The following is a 24,058-nucleotide window of genomic DNA, read 5'->3' as shown; positions in this document are numbered from 1 at the left end:
CTGTTCCCTCTCGGACGTACCGAATCCGTCAGTACCAGTATTATAAACGGGTTTAATAGCAAATCGCGTGCTCACAGTTGATGACGCAGGATTCGGAGAACCCGACGGGCGTTTCGCGTCGCAAATTCCTTGTGGCCTCTGGTGCGGCAGGGGTTGCGGGCCTCGCGGGCTGTTCCGGCAACAGCGGTGACAGCGAGAACACCGAGGCAAGTAACAACAACAACGAGGCAAGCAGCGGCCAGACCGAGACCGGAGAAGAGACCGGTTCGCAGGCACCGTCGATGCTGACGGCCGAGGGATCCTCGACGGTCTACCCCATCGCCAACAAAGGAAGCTCCTACTGGAACTCCAACCCGCCGAACTCGGACGGCGAATACTGGGGGAGCAACGAGGAAGAGGGGAACACCGTCCCCGGATGGGAGGCGCTCGGCCAGCCGGATATGCGCCTCGCCGACTACTTCGCGAGCCTCTACGGCTTCGAGCCGACGGGCGAGCAGGCGACGCCGCCGTTCGCGACCTCCATCGGTCTGAGCCACTCGGGTACCGGCTGTCAGTCCGTCGTCGACGGCCTCGTCGACATCGGGAACTCTTCGGGTCCCATCACGGCAGAACTCGACTGGAGCCAGGAGAAGGCCGACGAGGAAGTCGTCGACCACGTCCTCGGCCGTGACGGCCAGCCGGTCGTCGTCAGCTCCGACATCTACAACAACGGTGTCACGCAGCTCACCGGTGAGGAAGTCCGCGGCATCTACCAGGACGAGATCACCAACTGGAGCGAAGTCGGCGGCCCGGACCAGGAGATCTACGTGATCGGCCGTGCGGAAGGCTCCGGAACCGACACCGCGTTCCGCCTCAACATGCTCGGTGACGCCGACGCCCCGATGCCGGGCGTCGACACTCGCTTCGGCCAGAACCAGCAGGTCGCACAGGCTGTCTCGCAGAACGACGGTGCCATCGCCTACATGGCGCTCGCGTTCACGAGCGACACGGTGCTCCCCATCGGCATCAACTTCGAGGGCACGCTGTACGAGCCCGACCGCGACGCCGAGAACACCATCTTCGACTCGGCGTATCCGCTCAACCGTGACCTGCACCAGTACACGAAGATCACGGAGGACACGCCGAACGGTACGGACATGCGCGAGGCCGCGTTCATGAACATGTTCCTGACCGACTTCGGTCAGAAGGTCTTCGTCGAGGACAACAACTACATCCCGCTGCCGACGTCCGACATCGAGAGCGAGTCCGCGAAGCTGCCGGACCAGGTCTAATCGGAGAGCCTGCCGTCTCGCACGCTGTTCCGTCTTCCAACCAGATCCACTCTTTCGACACGTTCACACTACTCATACAACGCAACAAATGGTTCAGTCTACAAACCAAACCGATACGGAGTCTGACCCCGTCCAGCGACTCGTCGGCCGTGCCCGAGACGTCGTCGACGACGAGGACCCCGCCGCGCTCGTCGTCGGCACCGTCATGTCCGTGGCACTGCTGGCCGCGTTCCTCGGCTTCCTCACCGTCTCGTCGTACACGGTGCTTCCGTTCGCACTCTTCGTCGTCACTGCGGGATACGGCTGGCTCCGGCATCAGGAACTGACCGCGAAGATACTCGCCCTCTCGATGACTGTGTCGACGATCCTGATCCTCCTCCTGATCACTGTCTTCATCTTCATCGAGGCGGTGCCGGTCTTCCAGTACGAGAGTGTCACGGTGCTCGGCATCGAGCTTCCGGCCGTCCGGATGTTCGTCGAGACGCGGTGGAACGCCGTCTCCTCGCCCGTGCGCTACTCGATGGTCCCGATGATCCACGGGACGGTGATGGTGACGCTCATCGCGACCGCCGTCGCCGCACCGCTCGGCGTCTCGGCCGCGCTCTTCCTCTCGGAGATCGCGCCCGCGACGGTCCGTGAGCTGGTCAAGCCGGGCGTCGAGATTCTCGCCGGGATCCCGTCGATCGTCTACGGCTTCATCGGCTTTACCATCCTCAGTCCGTGGGCTTCCGACCAGTTCGACATCCTCGGACAGGGGACGTATCTGTTCGTCGGCATCGTCGTCGGCCTGATGGCGTTGCCGACGGTCGTCTCCGTCGCCGAGGACGCCCTGTCGAGCGTGCCCGAGTCGATGAAAAGCGGCTCGCTCGCGATGGGGACGACCGACTGGCAGACGATGACGTCGATCACCCTTCCGGCCGCGTTCTCGGGTGTCTCCGCCGCCGTGCTCCTCGGCGTCGGCCGCGCCATCGGCGAGACGATGGCGGCGACGGTGATGCTCCGGGGGGTCCCCCGGCTCACCGAACCGCTGTACAACGCCTTCTACGGGCAGGAGACGCTCACGTCGCTCATCGCGCGGAACTACGGGGAGGCGGACGGCCTGCAGCTCAGCGCGCTGTTCGCCGCCGGTGTCATCCTGTTCGTGACGGTCCTCTTCCTCTCGGTCGGCTCACAGTATATCGAGGCGCGGATGCGGAGCAAACTGGGAGGTGAGCACTGATGGCGACGTCGACCGGGAGGCTCGTCCGCGAGGAGAACTCCACGACGGGTCTCGTCGCCGCGGGTGCAGTCGCGCTCGCCGCACTACTGTTCGCCGTCTCGCTCGCCGCGCTGTTCGAAGTGCTCACGCTCACCGACCCCATCGCGGGCATCCCTGTCGTCTCGCTGCTCGGCGGACTGCTCCTCCTCCTTGGCGGGGCCGTCGTCGTCTTCGGCGTCGGCTCGCGCCTGGGCGCGGTCGAGACGGAACCGCTGCCCACCGCCGGGCTGGTCGCGGGCGTCGCCTTCGGCCTGCTGTGGTTCACCATCGGTGCCCTCGTCGCCTCGCAGACGCTCGGTCTCGGGACGGTCGGCTGGGTGTTGTCGGCTCTCGTCTTAGGGGTGGCCGCGTTCCTCGTGGCGACAGTCACCCGTGAGGACATCGGCTCGACGCTTCCGGCGGGCACCCTCACCGCGTTCGCGGGTCTCGTCTTCCTCACCGACACCATCGGTCCCTCGTGGGTCTGGAACCTCGGCTTCGAGCAGAGCGCGTCGTTCACCGCCGAGTTCGCCGTGCCCGTCCTGACGCTGTTCTGCGCGCTCCTCTCGGGGTGGGCGGCGGCGAAGGCGTACGGCGGGTTCGGTGCCCGTGGCCGACACACGGGCGCGTACCTGCTCGTGTATCTGAACGCCATCTCCATCGTCGGCGTCCTCTTCGTCCTGCTCGCGTTCACTATCGTGAAGGGACTGCCGGGGCTGGTCGGCGGCTTCGCGGTCGGTCCCGGTGTCGGCCCGGAATCGACGGTCGTCCTCTTCGGCCAGCAGCTGTCGTTCACGTGGCCCGTCTATCTGCCGTTCGTCATGAACGGCGTCGGGCTGACGAACGAGTTCAACGGGGTCCTGCCCGCCATCGTCGGGACAATCTGGCTCGTCGTCGGCGCGGTCCTGTTCGCCGTCCCGCTCGGCATCGGTGCGGCCGTCTTCCTGACGGAGTACGCCGAACGCGGCCGGTTCACGCAGGTCGTCGAGGTGGCGACGAACGGGCTGTGGAGCACCCCCAGCATCGTCTTCGGGCTGTTCGGCTTCGCGTTCCTCATCCCGCGGTTCGGCAACGGGAAGTCGCTGCTCTCGGGGATGATCACGCTCGGCTTCATGCTCCTGCCGCTCGTGGTCATCACGAGTCGGGAGGCGATGCTCGCCGTCCCCGACGAGTACCGGGATGCGAGTGCCGCGCTCGGCGTCTCGAAGTGGCAGACCATCCGGAGCGTCGTGCTCCCCGCGGCACTCCCCGGCGTCGTCACGGGCATCATCCTCGGCGTCGGCCGCATCGCCGGCGAGACCGCCCCGATTCTGCTGGTGATGGCCGGTGGGGTCTTCGTTCCCGGGAATCAGACCGCCGACGTCGTCGGCGGCTTCCAGTTCACCGGCAGCCCCCCCTTCGTGGCGAACCCGGTCTTACTCGAAGCGACCTCGGCGTTACCCTACCAGCTCTACGCACTCATCACGGCTGGTGTCGGTGCGTCCGGCAACATCGCCAACCCTGACGAGTTCAAGTGGGCGACGGCACTCGTGTTGCTCGTCGTCGTCCTCTCGTTCTACGCGGTCGGCATCGGCGCGCGATACTACTTCAGGAGGAAACTCAACCAATGAGCGAAACCAACCAGAAACCGAAGACAACGGAGAACGACCCGACGAAGACGGTACAGCAGCCGCAGACGGTCAGCGGCGAGAGCGACGAGCGCGTCCGCGAAGAGTGGCGCAACTACGAGTTCGACGGCGACGCGAAGCTCGCTGTCGAGGATCTGGACGTCTACTACGGCGACGACCACGCGCTCAAGAACGTCTCGATGGACATCCCCGAAAACAGCGTCACCGCGCTCATCGGGCCGTCGGGCTGTGGGAAGTCCACCTTCCTGCGCTGTCTCAACCGGATGAACGACCGGGTGAAGACCGCCCGTATCGACGGGTCGGTCGCACTCGACGGCGAGGAGATCTACCAGGACGGCGTCAACCTCGTCGAACTCCGCAAGCGCGTCGGCATGGTGTTTCAGTCGCCGAATCCCTTCCCGAAGTCGATCCGGGAGAACATCGCCTACGGGCCGAGCAAGCACGGCGACATCGAGACGGGGCTGCTCGCCAGACTCCTCGGCCGGTCCAACGAGGACGAGCGGGACGAACTCGTGGAGACCTGCCTCCGCGACGCCGCACTCTGGGACGAGGTGCGGGACCGACTCGACGACAACGCGCTCGGTCTCTCGGGCGGCCAGCAACAGCGGCTCTGTATCGCCCGCTGTCTCTCGGTCGACCCGGACGTCATCCTGATGGACGAGCCCGCCTCGGCGCTCGACCCCATCGCCACCTCGAAGATCGAGGACCTCATCGACGACCTCTCACAGGACTACACGGTCGTCATCGTCACGCACAACATGCAGCAGGCCGCCCGCATCTCCGACCAGACGGCCGTCTTCCTCACGGGCGGCGAACTCGTCGAGTACGGGGCGACCGACCAGGTGTTCGAGGAACCGCAGAGTCAGCGCGTCGAAGACTACATCTCCGGGAAGTTCGGGTGACCGCAATGGAGCGTCGCAAGGTCCAACAGACCGGCAGCTCGACGTTCACCATCTCGCTCCCGAAGGGATGGGCCTGCGAACACGGCATCGAACCCGGGATGCAGCTCGCGCTCCGTCCGCACGACGACGGCTCGCTCGTCATCGGCACGGGCGACCGCCACGAGGGGACGCCGACGGTCGACCTCACCGGCGCGTCGTCCGACACCGTCCGCCGGACCGTCGAGGCCTGTTACCGGCTCGGCTACGACCGAGTCGCGCTCGTCGCCACCGACGGCTTCGACGACGAGCCGCGTCGGGCGGTCTCCCGCGCGGTGAACGGACTCTCCGGCTTCGAAGTCGTCGACGAGAACGAGGGCCGCGTCACGCTCGGCTGTCTGCTCGCGACGAGCGAGGTCTCCATCGACCGCTCTGTCGTCCAACTGCAGTACGTCGCGCTCTCGACGCTCGGCGACGCCGTCTCGGCACTGACGGCCGACGACCGAGACCTCGCGCGCCACGTCGCCGACCGCAGCGAGGACGCCGACCGCCGGGCGGCCGTCGTCGGACGCTACTTCGAACGGACGCTCCGAGACCACGAGACGCTGGACGAACTCGGCCTGACGCGCTCGACGTTGGTCGACTATCACGTCGCCGCCGACCAGCTCGGGTCGATTGCCGCGGCGGCCGAGTCGCTCACCGAACCCGTCCAGCGGGACGTCGACGCGCCCGAGGAGTGGACCGAGACGACGAAGACGCTGGTCCACCGGATCCGCTCGCTGGTCGAAGACGCCGTCGAGGTGCTGTTCGACGGCGACGACCCGAGCGTCGCCCACGACGTCCGAGCGCGGGCGGCGGACGTCGCCGACGACGTCGACGCCTTCGATACGCGACTCTACGCCGCCGCCGACCCCGCCGCGCCCGCCTTCGGCGTCGTCACCGACGGGCTGGCGACCGCGACCCGGCAGGCCGACGGTCTCGCCACTCGCGCGGCGATGGCGTCGCTCAGACGGCTGGTCTCCCGCACCGGCGAGTGACGCACCGACCTGCGTCGGTGGCGTCCGGCCGCCGGCTCGCGGCCACCGTTGCCGGTATGTGGGTGGCTGTCTATGGCTTCCCCGTTCACTCCCCTTAAACCGCTGTCCCGTCCACGTTCAGACGAATGACTGCCGCGATAGACGTCACAGATCTCCGCAAACAGTACGGCAACGTCCAGGCGCTCGACGGCCTGTCGCTGACCGTCCCCGAGGGTTCTTTCTTCGGTCTTCTCGGTCCCAACGGCGCGGGCAAGACGACGTTCATCAACATCCTCGTCGGGCTGGTCCGCAAGACCGGCGGCGACGCGCAGGTCTTCGGCTACGACGTCGAGACCGACTACCGCGAGGCGCGCGACGCCATCGGGCTCGCCCCCCAGGAGTTCAACGTCGACCGCTTCTTCCCCATCAAAGAGGTACTGGAGCACAAGGCGGGCTACCACGGGATTCCGACCGCCGAGGCCCGCGAACGCGCCGACGACGTGCTCAAGCGCGTCGGTATCTACGAGAAGCGCGACACCCGCTTCGACTGGCTCTCCGGCGGGATGAAACGCCGGTTCATGCTCGCCCGAGCACTCATCACCGAACCCGACCTGCTCATCCTCGACGAGCCGACCGCCGGGGTCGACGTCCAGCTCCGCCGTGACCTCTGGAAGCTCATCACCGAACTCAACGACAACGGCACCACGATTCTGCTCACGACCCACTACATCGAGGAGGCCGAACGCCTCTGCGACGAGGTCGCCATCCTCGACTCGGGCCGCGTCGTCGACGTCGCCAGCCCCGAGGAGCTGATGGACCGCGGTGCCGACAAGATCACCATCCAGTTCCGCGAGCCGCTCTCGGCACGCCCCGACCTCACCGCCGGCAACGGCCACATCGACGACGTCGAACTCGTCGACGGTCGGCTCGTCGTCACCGCCCGCCAGGGTGGCGTCGTCGCGCCGGACATCCTCCGCGAACTCGACCGTGCGGGCCACGAAATCGTCGACCTCGACATCTCGCGGACCTCGCTCGAAGAGGTGTTCGTCGAGCTGACCGAGGGGCAGTCCGCGAACATCGGAGGTGGCCAATGAGCCTGCTGCCGACCGGCTTCACGACGCTGACGAAGCGGGAGATCCAGCGGTTCCTCCGCCGGCCGAAGAACACCTTCGCGCCGCCGCTCATCACGAACATCCTCTACTTCTCGGTGTTCGGGGTCATCCTCGGCCAGCGCATCAACGAGATTCAGGGCATCCCGTACATCCTCTTTATCCTCCCCGGGCTTGTCGTCCTCGGTGCCATCTCCAACGCCTTCGAGAACGCCTCGTTCAGTATCTTCCACGGTAGATGGAACGACTACATCCACGAGCCGCTGACCTCGCCGCTGTCCTATACGGAGATGGTCTCCTCGTACACCATCGCCGGCGCGTCTCGTGGCCTCATCGTCGGCGTCCTCATCTCCATCGTCGGCGCGGTGTTCACACCGGTCGGCATCACGCGACCGCTCTACCTCGTCGCGTTCGCGCTCGTCATCACGCTGCTGTTCTCCAGTATCGGCATCATCGGCGGTCTCTGGGCCGACGACTGGGACGACCTGACGATGATGAACCAGTTCATTCTCCGACCGCTGGTCTTCTTCGGCGGCGTCTTCTACTCCATCGAGGAGCTGCCGCCGCTGCTGGAGACGCTGTCACTCTTGAACCCGATGGTCTACATGGTCAACGGGATTCGCTACGGCTTCCTCGGCGCGTCGGAGGTCGACCCGAACCTCTCGCTCGCCGTCTTGACGGCACTCACCGCGGCCGTCGCGCTGGTGAACGTCGCGCTGTTCAAGCGTGGCTACGGCTTGACCGAGTAGAAGGACTCACAGAAGGTGTGCGTCGTTGTGGCCGACGCGGGCCGTGACATCGAGGTTTGGGACGGTCGGGCTGTGTTCACGTCTCGGCTATCCACCCCACTCGCCGCTCATGTCGGAGGCGACCATCGACCGCCAGTCGTGGAACTCCTCGGCACACGACGGATTGTCGTCGATGTGGTCGATGAACCCCGCGCCGCCGTCTGTCAGATGCCCGCCACAGAACGGACAGGCATCGGGTGTGTCCCAGTTCCGTGTGGTAGCTGTTCTCGCGCTCATACAGGTTTCCGATTGTAGCCGGGGCTAATAAGTTTGTTGGCGTTTGTTCCTCGAAAGGACGAATCAGTGCCTGCTTACCGGTTGGTAGGCGCGACTTACTGTAAACAATCGCTAGCTAATTGCGGTAGAAGTAGACGAACATCAGTTTCTGCTCTTGACAACTGTGCTCGACAGGCTGCCGACGCTGTGCGCGCGGGTCGGGCGACGGCCACCACCCCGAACCGAGAGTATTTGTTCCACGGTGACAGTATCCCGTACATATCAATCGATGGCAGACAGGAACCCCTTCTCCGACGTCGGCGGCCGCGAGTACGGGCGGATCGCCCTCGTCTGTTCGTGCGTCGTCGCGCTCGTCCTCGCGGCCTCGCTGGTTCCTGCGCTCGCCGGTGACGCCCCCGCCGACTCGCTCGTCTTCGTCGAGGGCGAGGGCAGCGGTAGCGACGGTGTCGGCAGCCTCGACGGTGCCCACCGCCCGCAGCTCGGCGCGCTCAACGCTGCTAACCGGACCGACGTGGGCGGGTCGCTCGCGGACGACAACGGCTCGCTGCGCTCGCTGAGTCCCGAGGTCCACTTCACCGTCCGGAGCACCAGCGCGGGCTACTGGCGGACCGGCTCGTACGACCGCTACACCGGTAGCGGCTGGGAGCAGACCGGTGCCGTCCGCCCGACTGACGGCCGCGTCGACGTCGCGGGGCTGGGCGACCGCGAGGTCCAGTACGAGGTCCGGCTCAACCGCTCTGCGACGTCGCTGCCGACGGTTTGGATCCCCCAGCGCGTCGACGCTGGCGACGCGGACCTGCTCGTCACCGACGGCGGCGCGGTCCGCGCCGACGAGCCGGTCCCCGCCGGGACGACGTACACCGGCACGAGCGTCCGGCCGCCGAGCGACCCCGACGTCCTCCGCACGAGCGGCCGCGACTACCCGGCCGCCGTCGAGACGCGGTACACCCGACTGCCCGACTCGACGCCCGAGCGGCTGACGACGTTCACCGACGAGCTGACCGCCGGGGCACGCTCGCCCTACGAGGAGGCCGTCCGCATCGAGCGGTGGCTGGAGGCGAACAAGACCTACTCGCTGGACGCGAGCCACGACGGGGGCGACGTCGCCGACCAGTTCGTCTTCGAGATGGACGCGGGCTACTGCGAATATTTCGCGACGACGATGACCGCCATGCTGCGCTCGCAGGGCGTCCCCGCCCGCTACGTCGTCGGCTACTCCACCGGACAGGCGACGGGCGAGAACGCCTACACCGTCCGCGGGATGAACGCCCACGCGTGGGTCGAGGTCTACTTCGCCGACGTGGGCTGGGTCCGCTTCGACCCGACGCCGGGGTCCGAACGGCTGAACGCCGAACAGCAGGCCTTCGAGGCGGCGGGCGAGTCCGGCAGCTACGACGGAGTCGAAGAAGGCAGCCCCGGCGAGACGTTCTCGGCGAACGACAGCGCGTCGGGCGACGAGAGCACGAACCCACCCGACGGCGCGGAGAACGGCACGCAGAACGGTACGGGAACCGGATCGGCCGCCGACGGAACGTCGGGTAGTGGCAGCGAGCCGACGGCCGGGACGCCCTCCGGCGGTGGCTCCGCTGGCGACGGCGACGAGTCGGAGTCGGGGTCGGAGTCGTCACAGTCGGATGGGGAGTCGGACGGCGACAGTTCCTCGGAGAACTCGGTTGACGACGACGCCGACCCGTCGTCGGGCTACGCAATCGACCTGAACACGACTCCCGTACCGGGCGCGTCGGTCGCGGTCACGGTCACGAACGACGGGGACCCGGCCGAGCGTGTCGAGGTCTTCTTCAACGACGCGTCGGTCGGCCGCACGGACGCCAACGGCACCGTCGTCGCGACGGTCCCCTACACCGAGAACCTGACCGTCTCCATCGGCGCGGCCGACGTGGAACGGCGCGCTGCGGTCGGCTCGGTCCCCGGCGTCGGGATACTCGACGACGACCGGCGGTTCGCGCTATCGTCGGACACAACTGTGGTCCTCCAGCAGGACGCCGCCGCGAACGAGTCGAACACCTCGCGGTCCTACCGGCTGGAGACGAACGCGACGCTCTCGGTCACCGGCGAGCGCGTCACCGGCAACGACGTCCTGGTGACCGCGAGCGTCAGTGGCTTCCCTGTCCGCGACGCGGCTCTCACGCTCGACGGCGAGCAGGTCGCCCGGACGAACCGGACGGGCCGGGCGCGAGTCACGCTCCCGACCCAGCCGGGCAACGTCACCCTCGCGGTCAGCCGTGGGGCGGTCAGCGGCCGGGAGACGCTCTCACTGGCCGAACTCGGCGTGCGCGTCGAGCCGTCCCTGCCGCTCGCGCTCCCGCTCCAGCCCGTCACAGTGCGGGCGACGCTCGGCGACCGCCCCGCCGCTGGCGTGAACGCGACCGTCGCTGGCGAGTCCGTCGGCCGCACGGACGTCGACGGGACGCTCCGCACCGACCTGCCGCTCGCGGACAGCGCGGCCATCACGGTCCAGCAGTACGGCCAGACCGCCCGAACCGGCGTCTCGGGGCTGTATCTCAACGCGTTGCTCGTCGGTCTCCCGCCGCTCGCGCTCCTCGCGGGGGTCGTCGTCTCGGCGGCCCGCCGGGGCGTGACAGCCCGCTCCGTCCTGCGGACGCTCGGCTTCCTCGTCACGCGGCTCGTCCGGCACGTCCTGGCACTGCTCGTCGGTCTCGCGGAGGCCGTCGACCGACTGCTCCGCCGGACGGCCGTCGCCCTCCGGCGGGCACTCCTCGCGCTCCGCTCGCTCGTCGCCCGGCGTCGGTCGCTGTCGGAGCTCCTGGCCGCGCTGCGTGCGTGGCTCCACGCGAGTCTGACCGCCGCACGCTCGCAGGCGACGGCGGCGACGCGAGGGTTCGTCTCCCGCGGACGGGCCGTCGCCGGCGACGAGACCGAACAGGTCGACACTGCCTACCGGACGGTCCGGGAAGCGTGGACACGGCTGCTCGCGCTCGTCAGTCTCCGCGACGTGCGGACCAAGACGCCGGGCGAGATTCGGACCCACGCCGTCGACGTGGACGGTCTCCCCGCCCCCGACGTCGACACGCTGGTCGACGTGTTCCAGTCGGTCGAGTACGGCGGCCGCGAGCCGAGCGACCGGCTGGCGCACGTCGAGGACGCGCTCGACGGCATCGAACGCGCGGTCGAGCGGCGGGAGGCGGCCGCGAACGGCGCGGGCAACGCGCCGGACGACGGCGCGTCCGCGGAGGACGGAGCGGGCGGCGCGGGCGGTGCTGCCGACGCGGCCGACGCGACCGACACGGCCAACGAGTCGGACGAATCGGACGAGTCGGACGACACCGGCGGCGACAGCCCGGAGGTGCGCGCCTGATGCGTCGGCCGCGCGTCTCGGCACGGACTGCCGTCTTCGCCGGTGTCGGCGTCGCCGTCGTCGCCGTCGCCGTCGGTCTCGTCGTCGCCCCCGACCGGCTACTCGCCCTCCCGGTACTCTCGGCAGTCGTCGAGGCTCTCGCGGACGTCGACCCCGGCCAGGCACTGCTCGTCGTCGCGGCCGTCGTGGCCCTGTTCGTCCTCTGGCTCGTCCGGAGCCGCGGCTCCGCCCCCGACGACGCCTTCGACCGCCTGGTGGCGACGCCGCCGGAGAGCGTCTCGACCGGGGCGGTCGTCGCCGGTCGGCAGTTCGACGACCAGTTCGCAGCCGCGGGGGCGAGCCGCGACCGCTGGGCGGAGAGTGGCGCACGGACCCACCTCCGACACACCGCCGTCGACGTGGTCGCGCTGACGGAGGGGACCGAGGACGCGACACGCGCCGTCGACCGCGGGACGTGGACCGACGACCGGCTCGCGGCGGCGACGCTGGCGGGGGTCGACGGCCCGCGGCCGCCACTGTGGGCGCGTCTGCGGCATTGGCTCGACCCCGAAAGCGAACGCGAGCGGCGGCTCCGGCGGACGGTCGCCGCGCTCGAAGCCCGACTGGAGGCCGACCGATGACCGTCGCCCGCGACCGTCGGTGGAACGTCGGGCTGGCGGGGACGCTCGTGCTCGTCGTCGTCGGGCTGGTCTACGCCGACCCGTTGCTATTCACCGCGGCACTCGTCCCGCTCGCGTACGTCGTCTTCGGCGCGCTCTCGTCGCTACCCACGGATGCGGACCTCGCGGTCGAACGGACCGTCACGCCGTCGTCACCCGCACCCGGCGAGCGCGTGACCGTCTCGCTGACGCTCGAAAACACGGGCGAGACAACCCTTCCGGACGTCCGCGCGGTCGACGGCGTCCCCGAGGAACTCGCGGTCACGGACGGCTCGCCGCGGGTGAGCGGCGCGCTCCGCCCCGGGGCGACGGTCACCGCCGAGTACGAACTGGTCGCCCGCCGCGGCGACCACGCCTTCGACGAGCCGCTCGTCCGGGTCCGGACGGTCGCGGCGACACACGTCCTCACCGACCGGCTGGCGGTGTCGGGCGCGACCACGCTCGCCTGTCACGGCGTCGTCAACGAGACGCCGGTCACGACGGCGACGAGCCGCGTCGGCACCCGGACGCGGCCGACCGGCGGCGAGGGCCTGGAGTTCCACTCGACGCGGGAGTACCGCTCGGGCGACCCCAAGAGCCGCATCGACTGGCGCGGCTACGCCAAGCGCGGCGAGCTGACGACGGTCAACTTCACCGAGGAGCGGTCGGCGAGCGTCGCGCTCGTCGTCGACGGCCGCGCCATCTCGCGGGTCTCCTCACGGCTGGGCTTCCCCACAGGGACCGAACTCGCGGCCTACGCCGCCGAACGGACCTTCGTCGGTCTCCGTGCCGCCGGTCACGACGTCCGGGTGACGGCACTCGGTCTCGACGACGGCGTTCCGGAGACCGTCACCGTCACGCCCGACGGCCTGCCGTGGGTCGACTCGACCGCGTCGGGCAACGTCCGCGCGCAAGCTACCGCGCTCTTCGAGGCGGTCCGGGCGACGGCCGCCGGGAGGAAGAATCGGGATTCGGCCAGTACAGCGGGCCGCGGCCGACACACCCGGTCTCCGGCTACCGACGGCGGCGACCCGCTCGCGACGCGGTTGGCCGCCCGGCTCCCGAGCGACACCAGCGTCGTCGTCTTCTCGCCGCTGCTCGACGACGACCCGGCCACGCTGGCGACCGACCTCGCGCGCCGCGGCTACGACACGCTCGTCGTCAGCCCGGACGTCGTCGGCAACGCGACGCCCGGCCAGTCGCTCGCCGGAATCCAGCGACAGGTCAGGCTCCGTCGGCTCGACGGCGGCGTGACCGCCGCCGACTGGGACCCTGCCGACCCCCTGGAACTGCTCCTCGAACGCACGCTCTCCCGACTGCTCTGATCTGACCATGTCCGACTCTCACCCCGCTGGCCGCTCGTCTGCCTCGCCCGCCTCGCCTGCTCAGTCCACGGCGTCCGACGCTCCGGCCGACGCTCGCCGGGACGGACGCCTTCCGGAGGCAAACGAGCACAGCCCGCCCGAGTCGACGTGGGGACCCACCCGACTCGGTAGCGGGCTGGTCCTCCTCGGCACGCTCCTCGTGACCGCGCTCCTCGTCACGGCGACCGGGCTGACGACGCCGGTCGGCGTCGGCGTCGGCGGCAGCCTCGCACTCGCCGCCGCGCTGTGGTGTGTCGCCCGCGACCGCTTCCGGCTTCCGGCGACACTCGCGGGGAGCCTGCTCCTGCTCCCGGCGGGTGTCGGTCTCGCCGTCGGCGTCGGCTACACACTCTTACAACAGCTGAACGGCAGCGTCGCGGTCGGCAGCGTCTTCGTCGTCGCCGGACTGACCGTCGGGGGGTTCGGTGCGGCCGCGGCCGTCCGCGACGTGCTCACGACCGACGCGCTCCGCCGACTGACGGCCGTCACCGCTGCGACGCTCGGGATACCGCTTGTGGCCTTCCTCGGACTGGCGGCCGCCTCGCTGCTGCCGCTGACGCCCGCGGGTGAGGTCGCCGACGGACTGACGAGCGCGGCCGAAGCGACCTTCATACGCCCGACCCCGGCGGACGAACCGCATCTCATCTCCTTTGCGGTCCTGCTCGTCGCCGCGGCCGTCGCCGCCCGCTGGGCACTGAATCGGCTGCCGCTGGCCGAACTGACGCCCGACGAGACTGTCGAGACGGTGACGGCGACGGTGGCAGCCCTCGACCGGACGCTCCTGTGGTCCGGCTTCGGCGGGCTGCTGCTCGCGTTCGTCGGCGTCGTCGCGGCCATCCCCTCCGACCCCGTCTTCTCGCGGCTGCCCGCGGCGGTCACGACGCTGCTCGCCGTCGTCTCGAACGCGCCCAGCCTTCGGTGGCTCTTCGTCACCATCGCGGCCGCCTCGCTTCTTGCGGTCGGCGTCCTCGCCGCGCTTCGACGGGCCGCTCGCGTCGACGAACGAACCCGCAGTTACGTCGTCGCGGTGGCCGGTGGCGGGCTGCTCGTCGCCGCCGCGTCGGCCGACCCCGCCGGTGTGGTCGACGCGCTCTTCGCGACCGTCCTCGAGCTGCTGCCGACGGAGCTCGCGACCGAGTTCGACTCGGTTGCGACGAGCGTCGTGGAGTTCTACGGGCCGCAGACCGTCGTCCTCGGGCTCCTGGTGGGCGCGCTCGTCGTCACCGCCTGGGTGACGCTCGGGCTGGTCGTCGGCGGCTGGCTCGGCTTCCTCTCGGGGCGGGCCGCCGCGGCGGGCGTCGCTGGCAGCGGCCTGTTCGTCGCGGCCACGCTCGCGAAGACCGTCGGGGTGAGCGCGCCGCTCGTCCTCGGCTGTCTCGTCGCGAGTCTCGCCGTCTGGGACGCTGGTGAGTACGCGGTCGGACTGGGCCGAGAGGTCGGCCGCCGCGCGCCGACCCGACAGACGGAACTCGTCCACGTGGCTGGCAGCCTGCTCGTCGGCGCGCTGGCCGCGGGTGCCGTGCTCGCGCTCGCGCGGTCGGTGCCGCGGCTCGCAGCCGGGAGTGAGACGCCGGTACTCCTCGCGCTTGCTGCGGCCGTCGCTGGCGTCGTCTCGCTGGTCGTCGCGTTGCGCTAGTTCGCCGCGCTACGTCCCCGTGCTCGCGACGGCGGGAACCTCGACGCGGTCGAGCACGTCGCGGATGACGACACGGGGGTCGGTGTCGCGGACAGCGGCCTCGTTCGTCAGGACGAGCCGGTGGCCGAAGACCACCGGTGCGATGCGTTTCACGTCGTCCGGGACGACGTAGTCGCGGCCAGCGACGACGGCGACGGCGCGGCTGGCTTCGAACAGTCGCTGGATGCCACGGGGTGAGACGCCGACGTCGACGCGGTCGTCGTCGCGGGTCGCTCTCCCCAGGTCGACGACGTAGTCGCGGAGCTTGCCGTCGACGCGGACCGTCTCGGGGACCGCTTGGAGGTCGGTGACGGCATCGCCCTGTAGGACGGGGTCGACGCTCGGCGACTGCGAGGCACGCTCGGCGCGACGGTCGATGAGAGTGCGTTCACCCTCGCGGGAGGGATAGCCCAACTCGGTCTTGACGACGAAGCGGTCGCGCTGGGCCTCCGGCAGCGCGAAGGTTCCCTCCTGTTCGACGGGGTTCTGCGTCGCGATGACGAAGAACGGTTCGGGCAGCGGGTGGGTCTCGCCGTCGACAGTGACCTGCCCCTCGCCCATCGCCTCCAGCAGCGCGGCCTGCGTCTTCGGCGGCGCGCGGTTGATCTCGTCAGCGAGGACGATGTTGGCGAAGACCGGGCCGGGTTGGAACTCGAAGGAACTCTCGGCGCGGTTGAACACGTTCGAGCCGGTGATGTCCGCGGGGAGAAGATCGGGGGTGAACTGGACGCGCTTGAAGGAGAGACCGAGCGCGCTGGCGAAACTCCGAGCCGTGAGCGTCTTGCCCGTGCCGGGGACGTCTTCGAGGAGGACGTGCCCGCGGGCGAGGACGCCCGTCAGGACGGTTTCGAGGAACTGCCGGTCGGCGATGACCGCCTCACCCACCGCGTCGAGTACGTCGTCGCAGGTGGCGGCGGCCTCGGCTACGTTCATGTGCGAAACGTCACACGACGAGGTGTTGAACGTTGCGAACACCCCGACCATAAACCTTCGAGTGCGATACGAAATACCCGTGGCGGTGGTTCAGGCGGCGGCGACGTGGCTGTCGCTTCGATAGCGTGGCTGTCGCTCAGTAGCGTTGCTGGCACTCAGAGGCCTGGCTGTCGCTTCGGACATCGGAGCGACGCGGCGAAAAAACAGAAATCTGGGGTGCGAACTTACTCTTCGTCGGCCAGCTCGCCGAAGACGCGGTCGGCGTCGGCAGGGACGTCGAAGTCGTGGTAGTTCTCGCCCTTCTCCGTCGAGAGGATGTTCAGGGCCGCGGCCGCACCGTCGCCCGCGGAGATGACCGCCTGCCACTCCTCGGCGCGGACCATCGCGCCCGTGGCGTAGGCACCCTCGACGCTCGTCTCCATCGTCACGTCGACGTCGACGAGGTCGCCGTCGAACTCACAGCCGAGCGATTCGGCGAGATCGCGGTTCGCGCCCGTCGCGAGCACGACGTAATCTGCCTCGTGCTCGTCGTCGCCGACCGTGACGGTGAAGCCGTCGTCAGTCGCAGCGACGTCGGTGACTTTCTCACCCTGGTGGCGCTCGACGCCGAAACTGTCGACCTGCCGACGGAGGGTGTCGAGGAAGGCCGTCCCGTCCTGCGAGCCGATGCCCGGATAGTTGAACAGATGCGCCTTGTGCATCCAGGTCTTATCGGTGTCGAAGACGGTGGTTTCGAGGCCGTTCTTCTGTGTGAACAGCGCTGCGCTCAGTCCTGCGGGTCCGCCGCCGACAACGATGACGTGTGTCATGTCCACGCCTTCTCGGTGCGGACGGATAGATATTGTCGAAGGGTACAGTCTCACCGGCATCTGTGATGGCGACCCCCCGGTCTCGCGGCTCCGATGTCGCCCCTCGCCGTGTCGCCTCCTGCTGTGTCGCTCTCCGTGTCGTCCTTCTCTGTTTCGCCTCCCTCCGTGTCGTCCCGCGTGGTGTCTCTCGTGTCGACAGTTCAGTGTCTCATGCCGGTTTGCTATCGCACTATGCCATTTATCGGACCGCTATTCCCTCCACAAACGACGGTCTCGGTCACTCCATGTCGTCCCACGCGCCGATGTCGTGGTTCCGCAGTTCGCCGTGCGCGCGCCACCGGCGCGGTCGGAACGTCACGGAGACGAGACCGAGATATACGAGACCGATTCCACCGGTGACGACGACGCCGGGAACCATTCCAACGGCGGCGGTCGTCGGCCAGCCGGTCGGCGGCATCACGCAGACGCGGACCAGCCACGCGGCGACGAGGACGGTGAAAAGCGGGAGATAGACCCGTCGCAGCCGGTGGGCGATGGCCTCCTCGTAGCTGATCTTCGTCGTCGGCGTCCGGTAGTCGTCGGCCAACTTCCGCCGCCAGTCGTCGTCGACGACGCCGTGTGAGGGGTCGAGTGCGTAGGCGAAAACGTTCTCTTGTAAGAGTCGCACACGCGAGCGCCAGATATCGTAGCCGCGGTAGCGTCGCGCCTCGATGACGAGGAAGATGCCGACCATGACTCCTCCGACGAGGATGACATAGTGGGGATTCGAGGGGTCCGCGAACGCCCAGGTGAGGATGGCGGCCATCACCGTCACCGCCCAGTTGGTCGTGCGGTCAAGTCGCTCGCGCCAGAGCTTCATGCGGTGAAGCTCGCCGCGGTAGAGATGCGCCATCGCCGAACCGGGGGCACTCTCCTCCTCGAAGAAGCCCCGGCCGAGCGTCCGCGCCCGCTTGTCGCTCGGGTCGAACGCGGCATCGGTCGGACCACGGTCGGACGACCCGTCGTCTCCGGTCATACCCCCGATACTCGCTCCGACTGCAAAAGAATTGTGCGTAAGACCCAATTCTCTACAACAAACACGTCGGTGTGGGAGAGAGTGTGCCGTGCCAGCGTCCGACAGACAATTAAGTACTGGGGGACGTGAGTCTCAGATGATGACAGATTCGTTTCGTGAACGGCAGCGAACGCGCGAGCGCGAAACGGATGTCGAGTCGGAGTCAGCCCAGGAGGCGTGTCCGGAGTGCAACTCCGAGGCGTTGATCCGGACCGATGGCGAACTCGTCTGCGACGACTGCGGGCTTGTCGTCGACGAGAGCAACATCGACCACGGTCCCGAGTGGCGGGCGTTCAACCACTCCGAACGGCAGTCCAAATCGCGTGTCGGTGCCCCGACGACGAAGACGATGCACGACAAGGGGTTGACGACGACTATCGACTGGAAGAACAAAGACGCCTACGGGCGGTCGCTCTCCTCGGAGAAGCGGAGCCAGATGCACCGCCTGCGCAAGTGGCAGGAACGAATTAGAACGAAGGATGCGGGCGAGCGTAACCTCCAGTTCGCACTGTCGGAACTGGACCGGATGGCGAGCGCGCTCGGCGTCCCCGACTCCGTCCGCGAGGTGGCGTCGGTTATCTACCGACGCGCGCTCAACGAGGATCTCATCCGCGGCCGCTCCATCGAAGGCGTCGCGACGAGCGCGCTCTACGCCGCCTGTCGGCAGGAGGGCATTCCTCGAAGCCTCGACGAGGTCGCCGAGGTCTCGCGCGTCCCACAGAAGGAGATCGGCCGCACCTACCGCTACATCTCCCAGGAACTCGGTCTCGAACTCAAGCCGGTCGACCCCAAGCAGTTCGTCCCCCGGTTCGCGAGCGAACTCGAGTTGAGCAAAGAGGTCCAGTCGAAGGCCAACGAGATCATCGACGTCTCCGCCGAGAAGGGTCTCCTGTCCGGCAAGTCGCCGACCGGGTTCGCGGCCGCCGCAATCTACGCTGCCTCGCTGCTCTGTAACGAGAAGAAGACCCAACGGGAGGTCGCCGACGTCGCACAGGTGACGGAGGTCACCATCCGCAACCGGTATCAAGAACAGATCGAAGCGATGGGACTCTGAGCACCCGCGTCGCCGACGCGACGACTACCGGCTGACGAGCCGTTGCGGTGGCTGGAGCGGCCGGTCTCCCCGACGCCCCGTCGGCCGCTCGCGGCCGTCACCGTCGCCATCGCCACCGTCGGTCTCGGCGAACGCGTAGGACGTGGTCAGATGGTCGATGATGTAGTCGACCGTGTCGCTACCGTAGGTCCAGAAGCCGTAGAACTCCCGCGGCTCTCGCTCCTCGGCGAGGAGGGCACATTTGTTCTCGTCGACGCCGCCGCCGTCGTAGACGACGAACCACGAGCGACGGATCTCCTCCGTGTCTTCGACGTGGACCCGCACGCCCGGCGTCTCCGGAACGTCGACGTCGGGTGCGGCGTAGGCGTGGACATCGAGGTCGCCGCGGCTCCCCAGTCGGCTGTAGACCTCGAACTGCGTTTCGAGCGTCGAGAGCCGCTGGAACCCGGCGTGGAGCTGTCCCTTCCCGTTTCGCCACGCGCGGTCTTCGATCTCTCGCGAGGCCGCGACCATCCGCCCGATGTCGTAGGAGGTGAACATGGTCTCGTCCATCTCGTCGAGCACCGGCCGGTAGCTGGCGTTTTCGAAGCCCGGGTCGACCTGTTCGTCGGCGAGGAGGGTCGCGACGCTGGTCGCCGTGAGAAACGTCTCGTCCTGCCCGAGGACGATGTAGTTTTTCGGTGTGTGTTCGGAGGTCTCTTCGGCGACGTGGAGGTTTCTATCGACGAAGTAGTCACGGAGACTGTCGGCGACCCCCGGACTCGCGTTGACGACGGTGAGCGTCTTCCGATGGTCTTCGACGCCCGCGATGAGTTCCGAGAGTGACATTCACAGTTTCATAGGTACGCTGTCACACTTCATTGTTTGCATAGCTGAATCCACAGAACGTTTGTCGGCTGTCAGGTTCTCGTCGTCGGGTGGATTCGCCCGTCTCCGACCGGGACGGCTTTATCCCGCCCCCGCCCGTCGGAGTGGCTGGTGAGCGACGATTTACTCGAAACACCATCTCCTCGGCTCGCTCGCGGTCGCCGGTACCGTCCTCCTCGCTGTCGACGTCCCGTATCCGTGGTGGCTGCTCGTCGGGCTCGCGGCCGCCGTCGGCGTCGGCATCGACTTCGATCACTTCCTCGTCGCCCGGCTCAACACCGGCTCGTGGACGGCCGTCCGTCGCTGCCTTCGTGACCCTCGCATCGTCTTCCTCGACCAGAGTGCCATCTTCGACCCGGGCGACGTGGGCGTCCTCCGGCGGCTCCTGAGCCACGTCGTCCTCGGCGGTCTCGCGGTCGGCGGACTCGTACTCGTCGACGGCTTTCTCGCCGTGTTCGTCGGTCTCGTCCTCTACGTCCATCTGCTGTCGGACCTCGTCGCCGACGTCCGCTCGGAGGCGACAATCCGTACGGCCGCGGCCGACACCGCGGAGGACTGAGCCGACGTCCCGAACCGTTTTTGTAGGACTCTCCCGCCGGTGAGGACATGGACCGCGCGCTCGTCATCGCCGTCGTCGTTGGACTGTTGCAGGGGGTCTTCGAGTGGCTCCCCATCTCCAGCGAGGGCAACATCGCCATCGCCTTGACCGCGCTCGGCTCGGACCCCTCGACCGCCGTCGCCTACGCGCTCTTTCTCCACGCCGGAACCGCGCTCTCGGCGACCGTCTACTACCGCGACGAACTGCTCGGCGTGGCTCGCCGTCTCCCCTCGTGGCGACCTGGAACGGCCTTCGACGGCGAGACCGCGACGCTCTCGTTTCTCGCGCTCGGGACGCTCGCCTCTGGCGTCGTTGCTATCGTCGCCTACAGCGCGCTCGACCGGTTCGTCTCGGAACTAACCGGCGGCGCGTTCGTCGCACTCGTCGGCGGTCTCCTTGTGCTGACTGGACTGCTCCAGCGGTTCGCCGGGTCGCTGTCGCTCGGCGGCCGCGAGAATCCGGACCTCGTAGACGCCGTCGTCGTCGGGACGTTACAGGGGCTGGCCGTCCTCCCCGGCGTCTCCCGGTCGGGGACGACTGCGAGCGCGCTCTTGCTCCGCGGCCACGACGGTCCCGACTCGTTTCGGCTGTCGTTTCTCCTCTCGATTCCGGCCGCGCTCGGCGGCGGGGTGCTGGCCGTCGCCGACCTCGGGGGGCTGCCGGGCGTCACGCCAGCCGCGGCGCTCGTCTCGCTGTCGGTCGCGGCGCTCGTGGGGTATCTGACTATCGGCGCGCTGATGAAACTCGTCCGGCGGGTCCCCTTCTGGGGCGTCTGCGTCGGGTTAGGAGGGCTGGCGGTCGCGGGTGGCGTCGGATTACTGTTCGTCTAGCTCAGAGCGTGTCGCGGGCGCTCGGGTCCTCGCCGTCCGTGTCGAAGAGGTTGTCTTCTGCACCCTGTTCGTAGCCCGTCCGGTCTTCGGCCTCCGGGGCGACGTTGTAGGCTTCGAGCCCGGCCGACAGCAACTCCTCGACCGCCTGGTCCTCGTTGACGAACTCCTCGTCGACCATGCGTTCGAACTGGAAATGGACGTCGTCCGACAGGGAGACTTCGATTCGTGGCATCGCTTGACCTTGTCGCGCCAGCGGTAAGAACGCTTGGACTGCGCCTGCCGGACGCGGTGCAGCGTTCCACGCTCGCGGTCCAGCGGACGCTCCTCGCTCGTTCGACTTCGACTGCTCGGGCCGACTCGACGGCACGGAGGCGGCCGCCCGCCTCACTCGACGCGGCTCACCAGAGCTGGAGCGCGGGCGTGTCGCAGTCTCCGCAGACCACGGCGGTGTTGTCCTTGTACGTCCCACTGGAGAGGGTCCCGTCGTCACAGTAGTGACAGTCACGGCCGGATAGCTTGTCGACGAGTGTGTCACGGTCAATGGTCGAAGACATCACTGCTAGCATACGCCACCCCCGATATCAATCTACTGGCGGCCCCAGCGACCTGTCACGGCCGTCGCAACGATTAATGTCGGCACACATCATAATTACGTTAACCATGAGGGATCCAGACGGCCACAGTGGAGACCCGCCGGACCGTTGGTTCGACGCGCTCTTCGTGGATCCCGGCGCGTTCGTCGGACTTCTCGACACCGACGGGACGCTCCGCCGCGTGAACGACGCGGCACTCCGGTTCGTCGACGCGGCCGAGGCGGACGTCGTCGGCCAGCCCTTCTGGACGCTGCCGTGGTGGGACCAAAGCGACGAGCAGCGCGAGGAACTCGTCGCCGCCATCGGCCGCGCGGCCGACGGCGAGTTCGTCCGGTTCGACGCGGAGCACTACGGCGTCGACGACACCGTAACGCTCACCGTCTCCCTCCGACCCCTCCGTGACGCCGACGGCGACGTCGACGCGGTTCTCGCGGAGGGCATCGACATCACGGACGAGACGCGGACGCTCGCCGAGCGGCAGCTACTCCAACAGGTCATCAGGGAGACGGCGACCGCCGAGACGACGGCGGAGGCGTTGCGAACCGTCGTCGACACCATCTGCCGGACGACGCCGTTCGTCTACGGCGAGGCGTGGCTTCCCGACGACGCGGAGGGACGGCTGGAGCCGAGTCCCATCTGGCACGGGAGCGACTCCGGCCACCGGACCTTTCGGGAGCTGTCGGCCTCGTTCAGCTTCGCGCCGGGCGAGGGGTTGCCGGGTCGGACGTGGGCGTCGGCCACGCCGATCTGGCTCGCCGACCTCCCGACTGGCGACGACGACCCCTTCTGTCGTGCCGCGGAGGTCGCCGCCGCCGGGTTCGAGTCGGCTGTCAGCGTCCCGATCTGTCACGACGGGTCGGTCATCGTCGTCCTCGTCTTCTTCCTGGCCGACCGCCGCGAGCGCGACGAGCAGCTCCTCGACCTGCTGTCGACGGTGGCGACGGAGATGGGGACGCTCATCGACCGCCAGCAGTCACAGGTCGCGCTCGCCGACGAGCGGAAGCTGCTGGCGCGGGTCCTCGACACCGCGCCAGTCGGACTCGCCGTCCTCGACCAGGATGGACGGATCGTCCGCGCCAGCGGCGAGTTCGAGCGGCTGGTCGAACGGACCGGCATCGGGTCGCTCGACGAACTGTTCGACTCCCAGCACGTCCGGCTGTTCACCGCCGACGGCGAACCGTTGTCGCCGGAGGACTCGGCGGCGCGCCACACCATCGAGACGGGCGAGAGCGTCTCGGGCGTGGAGCTACAGGTCCAGTTTCCCGACGGCGACCGACGGTGGTACTCGCTGGATACCGCTCCCCTCCGCGACGAGGGAGCGGGCGGTGTCATCCTCTCGGTCGTCGACGTCACCAACCTCGAACGACAGAACCAGCGGCTCACCCGCCACCGACAGCGGCTCTCGGTCCTCAACCGCGTCCTCCGTCACGACATCCGTACGCGCGTCAACATCATCGAGGGCTACACCGACCTCCTCGTCGACCGCGACCCGGCGGCCCGCCCGTTCGCCACCGTCATCTCTCGGACTGCGAACGACCTCCTCGAACTCAGCGACGCCGCCCGACTCGTCGAGTCGACGCTCGACGAACCATCACCGACGTATCCGGTCGACGTCGTCGCACTGCTCGAACGCTGTCTCTCGACGGTCGAGGAGGCGTTCCCCCACGCGGCGGTGACGCTCTCGGCACCCACCGAGGCGAGGGTGCTCGCGACCGACCGACTCGGGTTCGCCTTTCAGCAACTCGTGGAGAACGCCATCGTCCACAACGACGCCGAGACACCCCGCGTCGCCGTCGACGTCTCCTGTCGGGCCGCGAGCGCGCGGCCACAGGTCGTCGTCCGCATCGTCGACAACGGACCCGGCATTCCGCCCCACGAGCGGCGACTGCTCGGCAACGAGGAGACGCCGCTCGACCACAGCGACGGCTTCGGCCTGTGGCTCAGCTACTGGCTCGTCGATGCCGTCGACGGCGACATCGACATCGGCCTCGCTGACGACGGACAGGGTACGACCGTCACCGTCACGCTCCCCGCGACACCAGCGTCGTGACGCTCGTCGTCGGCAGGGTCCATTGCTCGTCGTCGACAGCGTCCACTGTCCGTCGCCGACAGCATCTGCTGCCCGTTATCGACAAGGTCCAT

The 24,058-nt window shown here is 68.3% G+C and carries 23 protein-coding genes; 15 read left to right on the top strand and 8 right to left on the bottom strand.

Going from position 1 to position 24,058, the window contains the following annotated elements; translation table 11 throughout:
- Positions 1–80: 80 nt before the first annotated feature.
- The 7 genes from BLR57_RS14580 (at position 81) to BLR57_RS14550 (ending at position 7,888) form a co-directional block, all read left to right on the top strand.
- The gene (locus BLR57_RS14580) at positions 81–1,271 is read left to right on the top strand and encodes a PstS family phosphate ABC transporter substrate-binding protein (RefSeq protein WP_089698761.1); all 1,191 of its coding nucleotides are present in this window, start codon (positions 81–83) and stop codon (positions 1,269–1,271) included.
- Positions 1,272–1,359: 88 nt separating this feature from the next.
- Positions 1,360–2,490, top strand: coding sequence for a phosphate ABC transporter permease subunit PstC (gene pstC, locus BLR57_RS14575; RefSeq protein WP_089698760.1), 1,131 nt, complete (start codon positions 1,360–1,362; stop codon positions 2,488–2,490).
- Positions 2,490–4,118: a phosphate ABC transporter permease PstA gene (gene pstA / locus BLR57_RS14570; protein ID WP_089698759.1), complete on the top strand. Its 1,629-nt coding sequence runs from the start codon at positions 2,490–2,492 to the stop codon at positions 4,116–4,118. Before pstC ends, pstA begins: the two co-directional genes overlap by 1 nt.
- Positions 4,115–5,038: a phosphate ABC transporter ATP-binding protein PstB gene (pstB, locus tag BLR57_RS14565; protein WP_089698758.1), complete on the top strand. Its 924-nt coding sequence runs from the start codon at positions 4,115–4,117 to the stop codon at positions 5,036–5,038. The genes pstA and pstB overlap by 4 nt, the downstream gene beginning before the upstream one ends.
- Positions 5,039–5,043: 5 nt before the next feature.
- Positions 5,044–6,051, top strand: a complete 1,008-nt coding sequence (locus tag BLR57_RS14560) for an AbrB/MazE/SpoVT family DNA-binding domain-containing protein (protein WP_089698757.1) — start codon at positions 5,044–5,046, stop codon at positions 6,049–6,051.
- A 125-nt stretch (positions 6,052–6,176) separates the two neighbouring features.
- Positions 6,177–7,124: an ABC transporter ATP-binding protein gene (locus BLR57_RS14555; protein WP_089698756.1), complete on the top strand. Its 948-nt coding sequence runs from the start codon at positions 6,177–6,179 to the stop codon at positions 7,122–7,124.
- A complete protein-coding gene (locus BLR57_RS14550) occupies positions 7,121–7,888 on the top strand; it encodes an ABC transporter permease (protein ID WP_089698755.1) in 768 nt (255 codons plus the stop codon). Before BLR57_RS14555 ends, BLR57_RS14550 begins: the two co-directional genes overlap by 4 nt.
- 87 nt (positions 7,889–7,975) lie before the next feature.
- On the opposite strand, the gene BLR57_RS14545 is transcribed toward BLR57_RS14550, so the two are convergent.
- The gene (locus BLR57_RS14545; RefSeq protein WP_089698754.1) at positions 7,976–8,164 is read right to left on the bottom strand and encodes a DUF7501 family protein; all 189 of its coding nucleotides are present in this window, start codon (positions 8,162–8,164) and stop codon (positions 7,976–7,978) included.
- A 268-nt stretch (positions 8,165–8,432) separates the two neighbouring features.
- Here BLR57_RS14545 and BLR57_RS14540 point away from each other — a divergent pair, with 268 nt between their 5' ends.
- Genes BLR57_RS14540 through BLR57_RS14525 form a run of 4 tightly spaced genes read left to right on the top strand, consistent with a single transcriptional unit; the run spans position 8,433 to position 15,139 of the window.
- A complete protein-coding gene (locus BLR57_RS14540; RefSeq protein WP_089698753.1) occupies positions 8,433–11,501 on the top strand; it encodes a transglutaminase TgpA family protein in 3,069 nt (1,022 codons plus the stop codon).
- Positions 11,501–12,121 (top strand): DUF7269 family protein, encoded by a 621-nt coding sequence (locus BLR57_RS14535; RefSeq protein WP_089698752.1) that lies wholly within the window; start codon positions 11,501–11,503, stop codon positions 12,119–12,121. Before BLR57_RS14540 ends, BLR57_RS14535 begins: the two co-directional genes overlap by 1 nt.
- Entirely contained in the window at positions 12,118–13,464 is a 1,347-nt protein-coding gene (locus BLR57_RS14530) for a DUF58 domain-containing protein (protein WP_089698751.1), read from the top strand. Before BLR57_RS14535 ends, BLR57_RS14530 begins: the two co-directional genes overlap by 4 nt.
- A 7-nt stretch (positions 13,465–13,471) precedes the next feature.
- Positions 13,472–15,139, top strand: a complete 1,668-nt coding sequence (locus BLR57_RS14525) for a DUF7519 family protein (RefSeq protein WP_089698750.1) — start codon at positions 13,472–13,474, stop codon at positions 15,137–15,139.
- Between the two features lie 9 nt (positions 15,140–15,148).
- On the opposite strand, the gene BLR57_RS14520 is transcribed toward BLR57_RS14525, so the two are convergent.
- The 3 genes from BLR57_RS14520 to BLR57_RS14510 all read right to left on the bottom strand — a co-directional run bounded on the left by BLR57_RS14520 (position 15,149) and on the right by BLR57_RS14510 (position 17,935).
- Positions 15,149–16,111 carry an AAA family ATPase gene (locus BLR57_RS14520; RefSeq protein WP_089699076.1) on the bottom strand — a complete coding sequence of 321 codons (963 nt, stop codon included), beginning with the start codon at positions 16,109–16,111 and terminating at the stop codon, positions 15,149–15,151.
- A gap of 224 nt (positions 16,112–16,335) precedes the next feature.
- Complete coding sequence (locus tag BLR57_RS14515) at positions 16,336–16,920, bottom strand: NAD(P)/FAD-dependent oxidoreductase (protein WP_089699073.1); 585 nt, start codon at positions 16,918–16,920, stop codon at positions 16,336–16,338.
- A 277-nt stretch (positions 16,921–17,197) separates the two neighbouring features.
- Complete coding sequence (locus BLR57_RS14510; protein ID WP_089698749.1) at positions 17,198–17,935, bottom strand: DUF2270 domain-containing protein; 738 nt, start codon at positions 17,933–17,935, stop codon at positions 17,198–17,200.
- A 139-nt stretch (positions 17,936–18,074) separates the two neighbouring features.
- Here BLR57_RS14510 and BLR57_RS14505 point away from each other — a divergent pair, with 139 nt between their 5' ends.
- Positions 18,075–19,028, top strand: coding sequence for a transcription initiation factor IIB (locus BLR57_RS14505; protein WP_089699071.1), 954 nt, complete (start codon positions 18,075–18,077; stop codon positions 19,026–19,028).
- Positions 19,029–19,052: 24 nt separating this feature from the next.
- Here the strand turns inward: BLR57_RS14505 and BLR57_RS14500 are convergent, their stop codons facing one another.
- Both BLR57_RS14500 and BLR57_RS19025 read right to left on the bottom strand, forming a co-directional pair.
- Complete coding sequence (locus tag BLR57_RS14500; RefSeq protein ID WP_089698748.1) at positions 19,053–19,856, bottom strand: DICT sensory domain-containing protein; 804 nt, start codon at positions 19,854–19,856, stop codon at positions 19,053–19,055.
- A gap of 22 nt (positions 19,857–19,878) precedes the next feature.
- Positions 19,879–20,289, bottom strand: coding sequence for a hypothetical protein (locus tag BLR57_RS19025; protein ID WP_139173368.1), 411 nt, complete (start codon positions 20,287–20,289; stop codon positions 19,879–19,881).
- Between BLR57_RS19025 and BLR57_RS14495 the strand changes: the two genes are divergently transcribed.
- A complete protein-coding gene (locus BLR57_RS14495) occupies positions 20,260–20,454 on the top strand; it encodes a hypothetical protein (RefSeq protein ID WP_089698747.1) in 195 nt (64 codons plus the stop codon). The genes BLR57_RS19025 and BLR57_RS14495 overlap by 30 nt on opposite strands.
- Before the next feature lie 47 nt (positions 20,455–20,501).
- Positions 20,502–21,323 carry an undecaprenyl-diphosphate phosphatase gene (locus BLR57_RS14490; protein ID WP_089698746.1) on the top strand — a complete coding sequence of 274 codons (822 nt, stop codon included), beginning with the start codon at positions 20,502–20,504 and terminating at the stop codon, positions 21,321–21,323.
- A gap of 1 nt (position 21,324) precedes the next feature.
- On the opposite strand, the gene BLR57_RS14485 is transcribed toward BLR57_RS14490, so the two are convergent.
- On the bottom strand, positions 21,325–21,555 hold the full coding sequence (locus tag BLR57_RS14485; RefSeq protein ID WP_089698745.1) for a DUF7120 family protein: 231 nt from the start codon (positions 21,553–21,555) through the stop codon (positions 21,325–21,327).
- A 166-nt stretch (positions 21,556–21,721) separates the two neighbouring features.
- On the bottom strand, positions 21,722–21,877 hold the full coding sequence (locus BLR57_RS19480; RefSeq protein WP_170830656.1) for an HVO_A0556 family zinc finger protein: 156 nt from the start codon (positions 21,875–21,877) through the stop codon (positions 21,722–21,724).
- Between the two features lie 106 nt (positions 21,878–21,983).
- Here BLR57_RS19480 and BLR57_RS14480 point away from each other — a divergent pair, with 106 nt between their 5' ends.
- Positions 21,984–23,966 carry a PAS domain-containing protein gene (locus BLR57_RS14480; RefSeq protein ID WP_170830655.1) on the top strand — a complete coding sequence of 661 codons (1,983 nt, stop codon included), beginning with the start codon at positions 21,984–21,986 and terminating at the stop codon, positions 23,964–23,966.
- Positions 23,967–24,058: the final 92 nt, after the last annotated feature.

The sequence above is a fragment of the Halogranum gelatinilyticum genome, from assembly GCF_900103715.1.
GTDB lineage: Archaea > Halobacteriota > Halobacteria > Halobacteriales > Haloferacaceae > Halogranum > Halogranum gelatinilyticum.
The sequence above is the reverse complement of the archived record's forward strand: the minus strand, read 5'-3'. Positions and strand labels throughout refer to the sequence as shown.